Raw genomic sequence first — 15138 nt, 5'->3', positions numbered from 1 at the left:
ATATTTTCCTCAACACAAGATAAGGCTCCATATGCAGTATCAAACTTCTACTCGCCATGTAAAACTATAAAGCCATATCTCCTATATCTCTTGGGCTACTGCCACTATTCTACCGTTGCCAACAGTTGTAATTGCATTTCTCATAACATCTGTCTCAGTAAATTCAGTCTGTGTGGCTGTTACAAAGTAATCACAACATCCTGGACAGGTTACACAATCACAATAAATAAACTCAAAGGTCTCTGAAGTCTTATCAGATATAAGCCCAACTCGTTCCACTATCCAGAACCCTATTGATACGGGATCTCCACCATCACAAGCTCTAAACAATTCATATTGTACTTGAGCAAGGTTACTTTCAAACCCTGGGCTATCCTCAAAGATTAATGTGCTGGAAAACTCGATATTTACTACAGGTTTACATAAACAAGTTGTATCAATTGTAACATGGGCTAACTGGAAAGGCATTTCATCTGATGATGGTATAAAGGTTCTGCTTCCTGAACTATTACCACATTCTAACAGTATTCTTTTTGGTTTCGGATGCACAGGCTCACAAATAATGCAATCGCCCTTATCTTCGAGTCTATTGTAATCATGACACTCAATATCATCATTCTTTGATGATTGAGCATAGGCATTAATTTGAGTATTATAAACTTCCCAAGATGTAATCGTATTTTCCGCTACTGATGTTTGCATAGGTGTTACTTCAACAAAATATCTACAACACTCTGATATATTTGAACATTCACAGAATATAAAACTAAAGGATCTTTGCTCTCGCGATACATCTATACGTTCCTCGATAGTTTCTTCAAATGTCCAAATGCCACAGGACATTGGTTGATTATCTCCACATACCTTAAATAGTTCAAATTGTAATAAAAGATTAGTGAAGTTTTGATCGCCAGTTTTAATAATACTTGAGAATTCTATTAAAACCTTTGGCTTATTTAAACAGGTTGTATCAACTGTAACATGGGCTAGGTTTATCGGTGACTGAGTACCTGTAGTACTATCTGCAATTACAAGTTGAGTCGCAGGAATTCCTTTACCACATGCTAATAATATTTTTTCTGATTCTAGACACTTATTTTTTATTATATCTTTTTGTGCTTCATTTCTTGACCTGTCACATAAAGCTTGTGTTAATGTTGCCATTCGTCCATTATTTACTGTCACACTAGCATTGGTTATTTCAACTGGTGTAACAGATACAAAGTAATCACAATAGTCACTACATGTCTGACACTCACAAAATATGAAATTAAATGATTCTTCAATGTTATCAAATATCTTAAGACTAATAATTTTCTCATATTCCCAGGTTTCTAAGGATAATGGCTCTTTACCATCACAGGCTCTAAATAATTCGTATTTCAGTTTAACCGTTATTACACCATCAATTAATGCTTGCACTTTTACGAGGCTAGAAAACTTTACTAAAACCTCTGGTCTTTTCAAACATGTTGTATCTAAGACAATATGGGCTAACTGGAATGGAGACTCATCAGATGACGTAAAGGTTCTACTTCCTGTTCCTTCACCACATTCCAGTAGTATTTTTTTTGGCTTCGGATGCTTTACTTTACATATAGCAAAATCATCTACAGTTTTACAGTCCCTATGACTACTACAAGTCATTGATTTTTGACCTCCTATTTAATATTCTTGATATTTTACATATTCACTATGTTTCACTACATATTATGTAGGTGTACCTTGAATTGATAATAAAATAGGAGATCATGATATAAGATTACTATATTTTACTTGGTCTTATACCACTTTAAATCTTTATCTCTAAAAACATTCGTTCCCTCTGGATAACCATATCTATAAAGTTTCTCATTATCCTTTGATAATGCAATCGGTTCTATATCATGAGTATAAAAAGGTTTATCCCATGAAAATATAACTATATCCTCTGGATTTATCTCCTTTTTAACCCTGTCAAGCTCTGGCCCAGCTTCTACATATGCAACACTTTTATCACTGTTTTTAATCGCCAAAATGGTTATTGACTTATTCTTAATTGTTACGCTTGCTAATCCTACAGTCCTAAGATCATCTTTTTTATCATCTACATTTTTTAAACTTGTACTTACAGGTGATCTCCATAAAAATCCACTTCTAATCGCGAGAACAGTTCTATAATAATCATCAATCTTATAGATATATGCTTTTCCCCACTCAAAATCAATCTCTTCAATTTTTTGAGCATCTTTCTCTAAAAAGGCATGTGCTTTTGCTGCACTTTCTGCTGTCAACCTATAGCCAATTAATGTTAGAAAAGCGATAATTCCAATTATCAAAATAATAAAACTTCTATTTTTCTTCATAGTAGATTCCCCTTACAATATTATTCATCTTAAATTTACATAATCATAATACTCTCTCTTCTGCATCAATATTTATATATAATTCTCTTAGTAAAAATCAATTTCCTTTAGATCTTTCCTTAATAATTTATGAATATTGGATAAAAATGCTTATTAAGTCTAGATTAAGCAAACAATCCTCTCCTTTCAAAATAGCAAGGACTAGCAAAGCTTTAAACTATGCTAGTCCTCGATTTTTCAGCTATTTACTTATACTCATCTTAATTTCTTATCATGTACTGCAAGAGACTTGACCTTCATAAACTCTATCTCAATAGTTTTAGCATCAACATAATTATATTCAATAACTGTTTCATTTACTTGAAAGCAGCTTCTTCAATATTTGACAATAGTAAACAATTCTTAAAATTCCTTATTTATCTAGATATAAATAGTACTTTTTAACAATACCTATTTTCTTCCATGCCTTTTTAAAGGCTGGTAACACATAATAGTCTAAACCAAGTGTTCTTCCTGCACCACTCAACAGCGCTATACTCGCCGCTATATATCCAAAGTTTCCTATCCCTGAACTACTAAGCGTTGCTGACATAACAATTGAAGCAATGGATGAAACTGCTGTAAATAATCCGAGTATTAGGCATAAACCTAAGGCCATCTCACCCATAATCATATTCTGTAAACCATGCTGTAACCATAAAGCTCCTATATAAATTCTTAATGGCACTAACCAAAAGTTCGGAGATAGTCTAGCAAAGGTTCCTCCCAAAATACTTCTATTATCATTTATATGGACAAATTCATCTAGCAAATAGGTCCAACACTTATTAAAACCCGCAACACTTAAGAAATATAGAAGATTTACAGCGTGTTTCATGAACATCGCAAGAAAGCCATGTACTGCAAAGAATTTTCCAGGTAATCCTAAGTGGGCCAAGCCATAGCGTGAACCTATGCATAACAGCGAACCGTGGAATGACGGCTTGTATGATTTCTTTTCTTCTCCCTTTAAATCTCTACAAATGTTTTCTGTAACCAGCTTAGCTGAAAATTTAGCATTTTCGACCATCTGTGGAACAGGTCTTTCTTCACCTTCTGCAATGTAGAATATATTATCTCCAACAACGTAGACATTCTCATAGTCAACTGTCTGCAGCTTATCATTTGTAACGATTCTTTTTCTGCCTTTTTGTTCAAGACCCATGTTTTCAAGTAAACTTCCACCCTCAACACCGGCTGCCCAAACGATCGTATTTGCTTCAATACTACCTTTATCCCCTAGTATAACTTGATCCTCTGAAACTTCCGTTATCCCTGCGCCTGTTATTACTTCCACGCCTAACTTATGAAGTCTCTCTACTGCCTTTTTCATTAGATGTTCAGGATAGGTAGGTATTATTCTAGGTGAAGCATCCACTAGATATAGCTTTACTTCTTCATTATCTAGATAAAAATCTTCGCATAACCTATCCTTCCATTCCCCTAACTCACCCATCATTTCGACGCCTGTAAAGCCACCGCCTACAACTACAAAGGTTAACATTTTTTGCCTTTTTGTCTTATCCGTTTCCTTAACAGCTTTCCTAAACATATGAAGGATATGCTCTTTCAATTTAACTGCGTCTTCATATGTCCATAATGGATGAGTATATTCCTTTGCACCCTTTATTCCAAAGAAAGTTGGCTGCGATCCAGCCCCTATTACAAGATAGTCATATGTATATATATTCTTATCTGATTTTAAAGTCTGCTTATTAAAATCAATATCCTTTATTTCATCTAATATTACGTCGACTTTTCTTTTTGCAAAGACCTTCTTTAAATCAATCCTAATGGAATCTTCTTCGACTCTACCACATGCTACCTCATGCAGCTCTGTTCGCATTGTATGGAATGGATTCTTGTCAACAAGGGTTATCTCCACTTGATTATCCTTATCTAATTTATTCCCAAGCCTCTTGGCTGTTAATATCCCGCCATATCCGGCTCCAAGAATCAAAATTCTTTTTTTACTCATAGCGTCCTCCTTAATCAACAAACTCTCTTGAATATTCTACTTTACTTAGACTACATACTAACTATGCCTCCACTTATCACCATCGTAAGAATTGAAGTAATAGACATAATTAATACAGCTGCTATAAAAGAATAATCACTACCGTTTATTTTCTTTTCCATAAATTCACCACTTTCAGCCTTACTTTTAAAATACTATTGATTGTAAACCCAACAGGACACCCAAAATTACAGTAAAACCTCATAACTACTAATCCCATAAACAAAGTAACAGGCAATAGAAGCCATTGAATACCATTTCCAATTCTTCCATACAACAATGAGAAAGGTTCATAACTCAGTATTCCTATTTCTTTTGTTGTGAGAGCTAGAACTAGTGCTAAGTATGCTATAAAGCCTGGTAATACACTTAGTGCTTTCTTTACTTTTGGAGATATCTTTAAGAATCTAAGTTTTGCAAATCTATATTCTAGTTCTTGAATAGCCCCATAGGGACATATATATGAGCAATATAGGTTTTTACCGGTACCCAATATAAGGGCAAATGAGCCAAAAAACAATAAATATCTTTTCAAGTCTTCAGCAATAGCCGGCATCTTTCCAGTAGCAACAGAGAAAAAGAATGAATATGTTATGAACATAGCAAACTTAAACCCTAAAATTATAATTGAGTATAGCAAAACTAAAGTACGCAATCGTTTGTTTTTCGTTTTGTATGCTATTGCAACTAAAGCTAGCATAATAGTAACTGCTATTTCTGCACTTCCAACTTTGATTTTGTTATAAAGGTTTTTAGTCTCTAATCCTAAATATTCGCTAGCTACATAACTTCCACCCTCATGTACAGCCTTTGTTATGGCATTGGAAGATATTGTGGAACTTGTAATCGCATCAACATTAGTTCCAATTTTAAATCCGTTCTCAATACTCATTCCATCAAATTGCTTAAAGAAACCTTTTGTTATCAGACGTTCGTAAAATGCAGGTGTTTCATTATGAGAATAGGTTTTAACATTTATAATCTTTCCTTTTAAGTCTATTAAAGTAGCTATTTTAATATTTGATTGATAACCTACTTCCTCTCCAAATATCAAATAACCTACTTCACTATCAGCATTTAAAGCTTTATATGTCAATGGCGTACTATTTATCTTTTCATAGGAATCATATGCTGTATATGATTCCAAAAACTCAACTATTCCATCATCAGTTCTGTGAGTATCATACATGTATATGCCGTAAAGAGCTATCAAACTAATTAAAGCAAATAATGATGTAATTTTTTTTATTTTAAAGCCTTTAGATTCATTACTTTTTATTCTATTTAATTTTGTTTCCATACTATCACCTCTACGTTGTACATTTTGACATAAACATTCTTTGACTATTGTCATGATTTGAAGTTTTCTTATTTCTATATCTCGTTGACTTTACTAAATTCTAAGTAGAACCTAGCTGAAATAACTCGCTAGGTTCAATTTAATATTCATATCATTTTAGGCATCTTGTGTAGTTTTATTTGAATTTATTTTACCCTCTGATGTTATAACACGATATGCAATAATAGCGAATATTAATCCCATACCGCCAAACATAAGTAAACCCATCATTGCTGCCTGAACTTCATTTTCAAGGACACTTGCATATGCCCAAGCTATTGAGAACATTATTGAAAAATTTGATAAGAATACTAACACACAATTCGGCCACAATTTTGCTTTATTCCTTTTCTCTAACGCTTTTATTACTGTGAATTGTATAAACACAAGTAGTGCGCCAATAAAAACATAGAATAACATCTTTATTCCCCCTAAATCGTATTTTGTATAACTAAAAATTCAAGAACTTTCTTATAAAGTAAAGCTTTTTTAATCTCATTTACATTTACACTTTCTCTTGATTTTTGATTACGTAGGCAATAACTTTCAACAACACTATTTTTTTCATCTTTACCTAATGCAATATTTTCTCGTTCAATTATGCTATTAAACAAAGCAAGTTCAAGTAGTGTAGTTTTTGTTTCTTCTTTGTACTTAGAGATCATCTCTTCTCTAAATTTTTCATCATGCTCATAACCTAAATAGGATGAAGTACTATTTTGATTTACTTTATCCACATATTGTTCAAATGCTTCATGTGCATAATAATTGACAACGTCTTCATCATATTCAATCGTACAATCATCCAGTAATTTAGCAACTATTTCATTTACGAGATTATTACCTTGATTTAGTAACTTATTATAGTAGAGTTTATCTCTAATATCTGCCCTAACATCAGAAATAGTTTTTATATTTTCTAGACCAAGTGATTCAATATATTCATCTGTAATCTCGATTTTTTCTTTTTGCTTAACTTCTAATACAGATATACTCACATTCACTTTCTGATTTTGTAGTTCTTTTGCTTCAAAATCAGATGACATAGTCATTGCAAATTTGACTGCATCACCTTTTTTTAATCCAACAAGATGTTTTTCAAAATCATCATTTAAGTATCCATATCCTAGCCTTGTATTGAAATTTTCTATTTTGCCATTTGGTATGACATTACCATTTTCATCTTTGATTTCATAGCAAATTTGTATGTAATCTCCTATTTCAATGTGATCATCTTTTAATACATTTTTTAAATGTGGATCAATAAATCTTATGAAGCTGCTCTTAATTTCTTCTTCAGTTATGATAATACGTGGCTTTGGCACATCCAGACCTTTGTATTTTCCTGCCTTAAAGCTTACTACACCTTCCATAATCACCTAAATTGGCTTCTCCCAGTATTCAACCATAGCCTTTTCATCTGGTGCTTTACCATATCCAAAGAATTCGTCTAGATAACGTGCAACGTTTCTAAGTCCTGGTATTTCAGTAGCAGCTTGTGCAAATTTATGGTGCCATTCATCTATTTTATTGTAAGGGCAAACACTTATACATACACCACATTCTTCACGATTTTCAGCCCAAAAGCTTAAACATCTGACACCGTCATTGTACCATTTATCTATACCTGGAAGATTCGAACTGCTAAGGGGCTTGTTCTCCGGATCGGTTGTTTTCGGTACCTTTGAAAGCGATGCTGACGGACACGCATCAGAGCATTTCTGACATACCTCGCAGAATTCTTTTACTCCAAAAGCTGTTGGCTTATCAAATTCTAATTCTAAATCAGTATATACTTTAGCTAAACGAACACGTGGACCATATTTCTTAGTGATTAAAAGCCCCATTCTTGACCCTTCTCCTAGTCCAGCCTGAATTGCTAGTGGAACAGATAATCCTGTATCATTTCCAGCATGACGGGCATTATATCCTAATTCTCTAATAAAAGCTGCAACTTTTAATGAATTTTCAGCCATTCTAGAGTAACCAACAGTAGTAGCTGCTCCACCAATAGATGATGGTTGAGTTTTATAAGCTTCATAGTCCATTCCATATGCTAATACTATGACACTTTTTGGCTTAAATCCTAAGTCAACAGGTCTAAATGGATTAACTTTATCAAAAATTGGTTGGCCAGTGTAAAAATTCATTGGTATGTAAACTTCGGTATTATAGAGCCAACGCTCGTCAAATGGTGCAATACCAACCAGATCAGCACCATATAGTTTTGCAGCTTTCTTAACAGCGTAACTCGCATCTTTTTTAGCTTTAAACTTATATTTATGCTCACTTACTTTGACAGAAAGCCCATTTCCTGAAGGGTCATTCTGACGATAAAGTGACATATTGAAAATCTCTCCATTTTCAAGTGGAATTACTACTCCTGAATCACCAGAATGTAAACGACCTGTAGTGGTTGCCGACTCAAGAGCTCCTGCGCCATGTCCTAGCGCAAAATCAATCTGAGTTTTTCCTGGTGGCTGGTCTTTATAGTCAAATCCCATGTTCATCATTGAGTTTTTACGTAAAATATGATCTTCTGGTAGTGGCGCAATCCCTGCCATGTCCAATACACCTTTATTAAAGGCTGTATTCGCCATATCAAATCTTTTCATATTAGGGTCTATATTTATCATTTGATCAATACCATCATAGGTTTTTTCTGTCAACACAGCAGCATCAACAACGTCTGGTTTAACTCCATTAGCAGCTACTGTAGTAACTGCAACAGTGGCACCCACTACAGCACTTTTCTTCAAAAAATCTCTACGATTCATTTATTTATTCCTCCCTTAGGCTTTACTTACTCTCTTCTATTTGAACTGTTTCTTTTACTTCTTCATCTCTTGCAGACCTTTTAAATTCCTTTATTGTATCTCCAAAGGCTTTACCAATCTCCGGTAATTTTTTAGGTCCAAAGAACAAAAATCCAACTACTAAAATGATTAGTATTTCTGTACCTCCTAATCTTCCAAACATACCTCCACCTCCTCAAAGCAAAATTTCTTAAAAGTAACTCAAAAGAAAGATATTAATTTGACATTTATTGTACTAGTTTGAATAATACAAAAGCTTTCTCGTCTCTCTATTCTATTGGACATATTACTCTAATACAATCGGATTTGACTACTGTCAAACTCATCGAAAGTAAGTTTGATTTTTTTCATAAAGCTTAGTAGTACTACGTTTCATTCTTTATCTAGATTTAAGAAAGACTTGTATTAACATTTACATAGGACTTCGTATGTATTAAAATAAATATGACTGCATGTGAAATTTGCATCAATATGTCTTTGAGGACATTACTTTTAAGGAGGATACAATGGTAGGTACAAATTACTACATTAAAATAGGGCCATATATTAAAGAGTTACGTGAAAAAAATAATATGACAAAATCTCAGCTTGCTGAAGGCATTTGTTCTGTTTCATACATTACTCGTATAGAAAACGGAGAACGCTGTCCAACTTCAGTTATATTAAGACAAATAGCAAATAAACTAGGGATTACTACTGAATACTTATTTAGAGCTATTGAATCTCCTACCTCCTTACAGGTTAAGGAACTATTAGATCAGATATTTGTTTATGTTGGAAGATCAGATATGAAGAAAGTAAACGAATTAATAACTAGTAAAGAACAGGAGCTTGATATCACATCCATTCATGATATGCAAATCATTAGGACTTTTAAATGTATTAGTACCACTACAACAAATGATAATGTTCAACACCAAATGGACGAATTAAAAAGTATATTAGCACTTACTTATATTGAGGGGAGCAACCCCACTGATATAGAATTCATTCTTATGTTTACTTATTGTGGCTTAATCGCATCAACTAATCAAAAAGAACAGGCCTATAACGATTTAAAGAGATTGGAGAAATATTTAGATAAAATTCAATTTTTTCATACTCCTGTTATCGTTCCTGCATTTTATATGATGTTAATTTTGACTTGTCTTGACACATCACATTTTAAAGAAGCTTCACTGTCCCTTGATGTTGCCATAGATTACTGTAAGAAAAATAATACCTATAGTTATTTAAGAGAATTATACTTCTTAAAAGCCGAATTATTTGATCGTTTAAATAATGAAAGAGAATTTACAATATGGTACAATAAATCATTAATGCTTCACGAAATGATTAAGGATTCTGATGATGAAGTTTTTGATGAAATAGTAAAAGATAGATTAAAAACGCTAGAAAAACTAAAGAAGGGTGTCTCAGAATAAAGAAATTCTAAAACACCCTAGGACTGAACTCATAAGATTGTTTTATGAATCAGTCCTTTTTTAGTTTACTTAATAACTTATAATTTCGCTTTTCTATCTTTTTTCCTCTCATTCATTTTACATAATAATATACTTGTCTCATAAAGAAATCCTAGTGGCACTAAAGCAATTCCCATAGACACTGGATCTGGTGGAGTTATAAATGCCGATGCAACCAATAATGCAAAATAGGCATATTTGCGAATAGAAATTAATAGTCCTGAGCTAATAATACCTATGTATGAAAGTACTAGTACCAGAACAGGCATTTGAAATACAAGTCCAAAATATAGAAGCATTTTACTAATAAAATCAATATATTTATTAGCTCCCATAAGGATTGTCATATCGGTATTTCCTGCAAGTCGTTGTGAAAACATAACGTAATATGGTACAAGTACCAAGTATGCAAATGCTATTCCAAGGAAAAATAGAATAAAAATCATTGGAATATATTTATATACGAATCTTCTTTCCTTTTTATTTAAACCTGGACGAATAAACAACCATAGTTGTATGATAAGATATGGAAATGTTAAAGCAAAAGCAACTATAGATGCTACCTTAAAGTGTAGTAAGAGTGGGTCTGTAATGTTAAATACATTCAAATCTACATCTACTGAACTAGACGTTAGTCTTATAAAATCGAGAATTTGTGGAACAAAGGTAAAGGCCCCGGCTAAAATAACTACAAAAAATATTAACACTCTGATAGCTCTTTTGCGTAGTTCTACTAAATGATCCATCCACATTTCTTCATGAGCTTCCATACTCTTCACCTACTTCTCACCACTTTTTACATTATCACCTATTACTGCTTCTTTTATTTCTCCTATTTCACTATGGATGTCTTTTGTCTCATCAGATATTCTTTTCACTACCTCGCCTGCTTTTTTACCTACTTTAGGAAGTCCTTTAGGTCCTAATACAAGATATGCAACAACTAAGATTATAAGTATTTCACCTATTCCTAGATTAAATATCATACTTTTACCTCCTTTTATTCGGGTTTTACTCCTATATGTAAAGCTGCACAGCCTCCAGCATAGGATTTTACGTTTACATCTTTTAGACCTACTTTGTAAAATAAATTCCTTAGTTCTATTTTACTTAAGAATTCTTCAGTAGAATCATTTAGCCACCGGTACTCTTCTTTATGCTTTGAAAATAAATGGCCGATCCTTGGCATAATGTGTCTAAAGTAGAACCAGTATATTTGCTTGTATATAGGTAATGTAGGGTGAGAAGTGTCTAGACAAGCCACTTTCCCTCCCGGCTTTACAACACGCTTCATTTCACTAATAACTTTTTCGTAATTAGGAGTATTTCTTAGTCCAAAGCCTATAGTTGCATGATTAAATGTATTCTCATCAAATGGTAATTCCATTGCATTTCCAGTGATAAATTTGACATTGTCCAATTCAAGTTCTTCTTTTTTTCTCTTTGCAACAGATAACATATTCTCAGAAAAATCTAATCCTGTAACCTTTATTTTCTTTTTCCTTTCCATAGATAGCATTATGCTAAAATCACCTGTTCCGCTGCAAACATCAAGAACTTCTGAGTTTTCTACCACATTCAGTTCCTTTATAGCATCTAGCTTCCATTTCTTGTGCATATTGAAGCTTATTATATCATTCAATTTGTCGTAATCCTCTGAAATAGTTTGAAAGGTTTCATATACCTTCTTTTCTTTATCATCTTCTTTTCTCTTCATATCAATATACACCTTTCCTAAAAATGAACGATACTAGCAGACCTAGAATTACCCCTAAGTGATACTTAAATCCAATCCCAGCTATAAGTCCCATTGTTTTGCCCTTTGTATGAACACTCTTATCATAGGATAGGAAATCAAGAATTGATTTATATGGAAATAGTACAATAACAGTTACAAATACTCCTATAGGATATATATCTATCACAAATAAAAGAAATGTCAATCCAAGTAACATGATTACATTGAAAATCCATAATTTTTCTGAGATTTTAACTCCTATCAGAGTAGGTAATGTTTTTCTACCCGCTTCTATGTCTATTTCTATATCACTTAAGTTATTTGACAGTAATATGGTTCCAATAAACAGTGCAGTAGGAGTTGCTACTAATACTGTATCTACATTAAATATTCCTGTGTGAACATAAATTACAGTTGTTGTTATACCAATCCCCATAGTAACTCCAGATACAACCTCGCCTATTGGTGTATAGGAAATAGGCCGTGGCCCAGAAGAATATAGAATAGAGATTATGCACCCAGTAATCCCTACAAGCAAAACATGATAGCTTGTTTCCTTCGCAATAAAAACTCCTATCATTAAAGCGATAAGTTCACAGATAAGTATAATAGGTAGTACCTGTTTTGGTGTAACTTCTCCACTTACTAAGACTTTTTCATCTTCTTCCCTGCTAATGTCTACTCCGCGTTTGTAATCACAGTAGTCGTTAATCATATTGGTAGCACTCTGTATAAGAATTATGGCAATTGATAATAAAATAAAGTAATTTAGATTAAATTGTCCATAAGCATACCATGAATAAATAGACCCTAATAAAACAGGAACAATTCCTGCGATGAGGGTTTTAATTTCTATTAGTTTGATTAATATCCTAAATCCCATATTTCCCTCCCTACTTCTTTGCCCAGCCACATAAAGATTTTTCTGCAAAATCAGTTATTCTAAATAATAAATACCCTATAAGACTAAGGACTACAATACCACTATACATATCTACATATTCTATCAATGACCATTTATCCATAATATAGTAGCCTATTCCATATTTAGTAGCATAGGTTTCTGAAAAGAATAATACAGCAATACCTATCCCAACATTTAGACGTAATGACGTCAATATGCTTGGTGATATCCCCGGCAATATAATATGTCTGTAAATCTCTATAGTACTCAGTCCTAGTGATTTTGCTGATAAAAATAAATCCTTGGATAAATTTTTTACAGCACCTCGTATAGTTACAATCACTTGAAAAATTAATATTATAAATATCAAAAAAATCTTTGATTGGTCACCTAAGCCAAACAATGCAAAAAGAATTGGTAAAAATGCTGCTTTGGGTATGGGAAAGAGAATATAAATTGATGGAGAAATAATCTGATCTGCCTTGTTATTAACTCCTAAAACGATGCCTACGATTACGCCAATAAGTAAAGCTAAACCTACTGCCGATAGCAAGCGATATAAACTATATAAAGCATGTTTTAATAAGTCATCATATAATATTAAGTCTATTGTATTTAAGATTGACTCATATGGCGACGGTATAATGATAGGATCTATAAACCAGTGGAGCAAATACCAGCCCCCTATTACACTTATTGATCCAAACAGTGTATTATGGACTTTACTCATTAAGCTTCCCCCAATGTTTCTCGAACTTTTAAACACATTTTATAAAAATCCAATTCATTTCTTATTCTTTCATTCCCAAATAAAGGATTATCTAATTCTCTCTTTATTTCACCGTCTTCCATAACAATAATTTTTTGACCTAGGAAAACTGCTTCTTCGATATCATGAGTTACAAACACCATCGTCAAGTCGTGGTTTTTATATAGTCTCAGTACTAGTTTCTGAAAATCTTCCTTTGTAATAGCGTCCAAAGAGGAAGTTGGTTCATCCATAAGCAATAGCTCAGGCTTAATGGCTAAAGAACGAGCAATTGCTACCCGCTGTCTTTGACCGCCACTTAATTCATTTATATATTTATCCTTATGATCATAAATATTTAGTTCCTTTAATAACATCGAGACCTCTTCTTTTATTATTTTAGAATCTACCTTTCGTACTTTTAGTCCTAAAGATACATTATCCCTTACTGTTTTCCAAGGAAACAAACCATGACTTTGTAATACCAAGCCTATTTTCTTGCGAATACATTTAATGCCTTGTCTATCAATTTCAATCTGTCCACTTTCTAGTTCTAATAGACCTGCTAACGCATATAATAGAGTGGTTTTACCACATCCTGATTTTCCGATAATTGCACATGATACATTTCTATCTAAAGATAAGCTTAACTTATTAATAGCTGTAAATTTATCATACTTAACGACAATATCCTTACATATAATCATATATAATCACCATAAAATCTTTTTAGATTCTTAAAAGGAGCTGTCTCATTGAGTCCAGCCCCGAAGTATTTCAGATTGTTCATCCTTCTGATACTCCCTCTTTTATTTGACAAACTCATCACTCGATACATCTTGTAGATTATAAGCTTTCTCTGTCAACCCCTTCTTCTTCATCCACTCTACTACCTTATAGAAGTCATCCTCATTTGGCATTTTAGCATGGGCAAATTTATCGACTGGTAATTTGATCTTATCTATAGTTTCCTCCTTTGATAGTCCATATTGAATCAATACGTCTTTGTACTCGTCATAGGATATTTCTTGCATATAGTCTACTGTCTCATTATAAGCTTTATAAAATGATTTGATTTCTTTATTCTTCTTACGTATTGATTCCTCGGAAAAGACTAAGATCACAGGCTGCAATCCTTGCTCGGTACTTGAAACGACTATATTACCGCCCTTTGCCTTTATAATAGAAGTAAATGGCTCAGGGAATACACCTAATTGAATATCATTGCTCAATACTGCTGCTAATCGATCAGGAATCTTAACAAACTGTGTCTTTTCAATCTTAGAATTCTCTAATAACTGATCTACAACATATTCAGTTACAGTATTTTCTGCTATACCAATTTTCTCTTCATCCAGTTGAGCTTTATCTACTATTCCACTTTGCTTATTGGCCATTATCCCGAAGTTTTCATATTCGTAGGATGTAATTTGGAATTTATAGCCTTTATCAATTAGATTTATGTGTCCCATCATATCTGTCATAAATCCATCTAGCTCTCCTGCTACAGCTGCTGCATCACGTTCTGGTGCCGACTTAAAAATAGTTAGATCTATATTAACTCCATGTTTTTTAAAAATATCCTTTTCAACGCCTACTGCATAAATAGCAGCCGATTGTGTTGGCATTGAACCAAGCCTTAGTGTTTTAACTTCCTGCTCTCTTGAACATCCCACAAATGTAAATATCATGGCCGCTACTAAAATAATTGCTATTGCTTTCTTCATTT

The 15138-nt window shown here is 33.1% G+C and carries 16 protein-coding genes; 1 reads left to right on the top strand and 15 read right to left on the bottom strand.

Going from position 1 to position 15138, the window contains the following annotated elements:
- Window positions 1–81: 81 nt before the first annotated feature.
- From R9X47_RS00615 to tatA, 8 genes are all read right to left on the bottom strand, one after another.
- The gene (locus R9X47_RS00615; RefSeq protein WP_432664728.1) at window positions 82–1647 is read right to left on the bottom strand and encodes a DUF4489 domain-containing protein; all 1566 of its coding nucleotides are present in this window, start codon (window positions 1645–1647) and stop codon (window positions 82–84) included.
- A 125-nt stretch (window positions 1648–1772) separates the two neighbouring features.
- On the bottom strand, window positions 1773–2345 hold the full coding sequence (locus R9X47_RS00610; RefSeq protein WP_432664727.1) for a hypothetical protein: 573 nt from the start codon (window positions 2343–2345) through the stop codon (window positions 1773–1775).
- A 412-nt stretch (window positions 2346–2757) separates the two neighbouring features.
- Window positions 2758–4362 (bottom strand): FAD-dependent oxidoreductase, encoded by a 1605-nt coding sequence (locus R9X47_RS00605; protein ID WP_432664726.1) that lies wholly within the window; start codon window positions 4360–4362, stop codon window positions 2758–2760.
- A gap of 145 nt (window positions 4363–4507) precedes the next feature.
- Window positions 4508–5701: an FMN-binding protein gene (locus tag R9X47_RS00600; protein WP_432664725.1), complete on the bottom strand. Its 1194-nt coding sequence runs from the start codon at window positions 5699–5701 to the stop codon at window positions 4508–4510.
- 156 nt (window positions 5702–5857) lie between these two features.
- A complete protein-coding gene (locus R9X47_RS00595; protein ID WP_432664724.1) occupies window positions 5858–6160 on the bottom strand; it encodes a tetrachloroethene dehalogenase in 303 nt (100 codons plus the stop codon).
- Window positions 6161–6171: 11 nt separating this feature from the next.
- On the bottom strand, window positions 6172–7113 hold the full coding sequence (locus R9X47_RS00590; protein WP_432664723.1) for an FKBP-type peptidyl-prolyl cis-trans isomerase: 942 nt from the start codon (window positions 7111–7113) through the stop codon (window positions 6172–6174).
- 6 nt (window positions 7114–7119) lie between these two features.
- The gene (locus R9X47_RS00585) at window positions 7120–8517 is read right to left on the bottom strand and encodes a reductive dehalogenase (protein WP_432664722.1); all 1398 of its coding nucleotides are present in this window, start codon (window positions 8515–8517) and stop codon (window positions 7120–7122) included.
- Between the two features lie 22 nt (window positions 8518–8539).
- On the bottom strand, window positions 8540–8719 hold the full coding sequence (gene tatA, locus R9X47_RS00580; protein ID WP_432664721.1) for a twin-arginine translocase TatA/TatE family subunit: 180 nt from the start codon (window positions 8717–8719) through the stop codon (window positions 8540–8542).
- A gap of 343 nt (window positions 8720–9062) precedes the next feature.
- On the opposite strand from tatA, the gene R9X47_RS00575 reads away from it, so the two are divergent.
- The gene (locus R9X47_RS00575) at window positions 9063–9980 is read left to right on the top strand and encodes a helix-turn-helix domain-containing protein (RefSeq protein WP_432664720.1); all 918 of its coding nucleotides are present in this window, start codon (window positions 9063–9065) and stop codon (window positions 9978–9980) included.
- A 77-nt stretch (window positions 9981–10057) separates the two neighbouring features.
- On the opposite strand, the gene tatC is transcribed toward R9X47_RS00575, so the two are convergent.
- The 7 genes from tatC to R9X47_RS00540 all read right to left on the bottom strand — a co-directional run bounded on the left by tatC (window position 10058) and on the right by R9X47_RS00540 (window position 15136).
- Window positions 10058–10789 (bottom strand): twin-arginine translocase subunit TatC, encoded by a 732-nt coding sequence (tatC, locus tag R9X47_RS00570; protein ID WP_432664719.1) that lies wholly within the window; start codon window positions 10787–10789, stop codon window positions 10058–10060.
- Between the two features lie 9 nt (window positions 10790–10798).
- Window positions 10799–11005: a Sec-independent protein translocase subunit TatA/TatB gene (locus R9X47_RS00565; RefSeq protein WP_432664718.1), complete on the bottom strand. Its 207-nt coding sequence runs from the start codon at window positions 11003–11005 to the stop codon at window positions 10799–10801.
- A 14-nt stretch (window positions 11006–11019) separates the two neighbouring features.
- The gene (locus R9X47_RS00560) at window positions 11020–11736 is read right to left on the bottom strand and encodes a demethylmenaquinone methyltransferase (protein WP_432664717.1); all 717 of its coding nucleotides are present in this window, start codon (window positions 11734–11736) and stop codon (window positions 11020–11022) included.
- 1 nt (window position 11737) lies between these two features.
- On the bottom strand, window positions 11738–12640 hold the full coding sequence (locus tag R9X47_RS00555) for a prenyltransferase (RefSeq protein WP_432664716.1): 903 nt from the start codon (window positions 12638–12640) through the stop codon (window positions 11738–11740).
- Between the two features lie 10 nt (window positions 12641–12650).
- Window positions 12651–13391 carry an ABC transporter permease gene (locus R9X47_RS00550; protein ID WP_432664715.1) on the bottom strand — a complete coding sequence of 247 codons (741 nt, stop codon included), beginning with the start codon at window positions 13389–13391 and terminating at the stop codon, window positions 12651–12653.
- The gene (locus tag R9X47_RS00545; protein ID WP_432664714.1) at window positions 13391–14116 is read right to left on the bottom strand and encodes an ABC transporter ATP-binding protein; all 726 of its coding nucleotides are present in this window, start codon (window positions 14114–14116) and stop codon (window positions 13391–13393) included. The genes R9X47_RS00550 and R9X47_RS00545 overlap by 1 nt, the downstream gene beginning before the upstream one ends.
- A 102-nt stretch (window positions 14117–14218) precedes the next feature.
- A complete protein-coding gene (locus R9X47_RS00540) occupies window positions 14219–15136 on the bottom strand; it encodes an ABC transporter substrate-binding protein (RefSeq protein ID WP_432664713.1) in 918 nt (305 codons plus the stop codon).
- Between the last annotated feature and the right edge of the window lie 2 nt (window positions 15137–15138).

Source organism: Wukongibacter baidiensis, from assembly GCF_050888315.1.
Taxonomy (GTDB): domain Bacteria; phylum Bacillota; class Clostridia; order Peptostreptococcales; family Caminicellaceae; genus Wukongibacter; species Wukongibacter baidiensis.
The sequence above is the reverse complement of the archived record's forward strand: the minus strand, read 5'-3'. Positions and strand labels throughout refer to the sequence as shown.

What these genes read in the sequence shown, in the direction of transcription:
- R9X47_RS00615 (WP_432664728.1), bottom strand. Translation starts at nt 1,647, where the DNA reads ATGACTTGTAGTAGTCATAGGGACTGTAAAACTGTAGATGATTTTGCT.
- R9X47_RS00610 (WP_432664727.1), bottom strand. Translation starts at nt 2,345, where the DNA reads ATGAAGAAAAATAGAAGTTTTATTATTTTGATAATTGGAATTATCGCT.
- R9X47_RS00605 (WP_432664726.1), bottom strand. Translation starts at nt 4,362, where the DNA reads ATGAGTAAAAAAAGAATTTTGATTCTTGGAGCCGGATATGGCGGGATA.
- R9X47_RS00600 (WP_432664725.1), bottom strand. Translation starts at nt 5,701, where the DNA reads ATGGAAACAAAATTAAATAGAATAAAAAGTAATGAATCTAAAGGCTTT.
- R9X47_RS00595 (WP_432664724.1), bottom strand. Translation starts at nt 6,160, where the DNA reads ATGTTATTCTATGTTTTTATTGGCGCACTACTTGTGTTTATACAATTC.
- R9X47_RS00590 (WP_432664723.1), bottom strand. Translation starts at nt 7,113, where the DNA reads ATGGAAGGTGTAGTAAGCTTTAAGGCAGGAAAATACAAAGGTCTGGAT.
- R9X47_RS00585 (WP_432664722.1), bottom strand. Translation starts at nt 8,517, where the DNA reads ATGAATCGTAGAGATTTTTTGAAGAAAAGTGCTGTAGTGGGTGCCACT.
- tatA (WP_432664721.1), bottom strand. Translation starts at nt 8,719, where the DNA reads ATGTTTGGAAGATTAGGAGGTACAGAAATACTAATCATTTTAGTAGTT.
- R9X47_RS00575 (WP_432664720.1), top strand. Translation starts at nt 9,063, where the DNA reads ATGGTAGGTACAAATTACTACATTAAAATAGGGCCATATATTAAAGAG.
- tatC (WP_432664719.1), bottom strand. Translation starts at nt 10,789, where the DNA reads ATGGAAGCTCATGAAGAAATGTGGATGGATCATTTAGTAGAACTACGC.
- R9X47_RS00565 (WP_432664718.1), bottom strand. Translation starts at nt 11,005, where the DNA reads ATGATATTTAATCTAGGAATAGGTGAAATACTTATAATCTTAGTTGTT.
- R9X47_RS00560 (WP_432664717.1), bottom strand. Translation starts at nt 11,736, where the DNA reads ATGAAGAGAAAAGAAGATGATAAAGAAAAGAAGGTATATGAAACCTTT.
- R9X47_RS00555 (WP_432664716.1), bottom strand. Translation starts at nt 12,640, where the DNA reads ATGGGATTTAGGATATTAATCAAACTAATAGAAATTAAAACCCTCATC.
- R9X47_RS00550 (WP_432664715.1), bottom strand. Translation starts at nt 13,391, where the DNA reads ATGAGTAAAGTCCATAATACACTGTTTGGATCAATAAGTGTAATAGGG.
- R9X47_RS00545 (WP_432664714.1), bottom strand. Translation starts at nt 14,116, where the DNA reads ATGATTATATGTAAGGATATTGTCGTTAAGTATGATAAATTTACAGCT.
- R9X47_RS00540 (WP_432664713.1), bottom strand. Translation starts at nt 15,136, where the DNA reads ATGAAGAAAGCAATAGCAATTATTTTAGTAGCGGCCATGATATTTACA.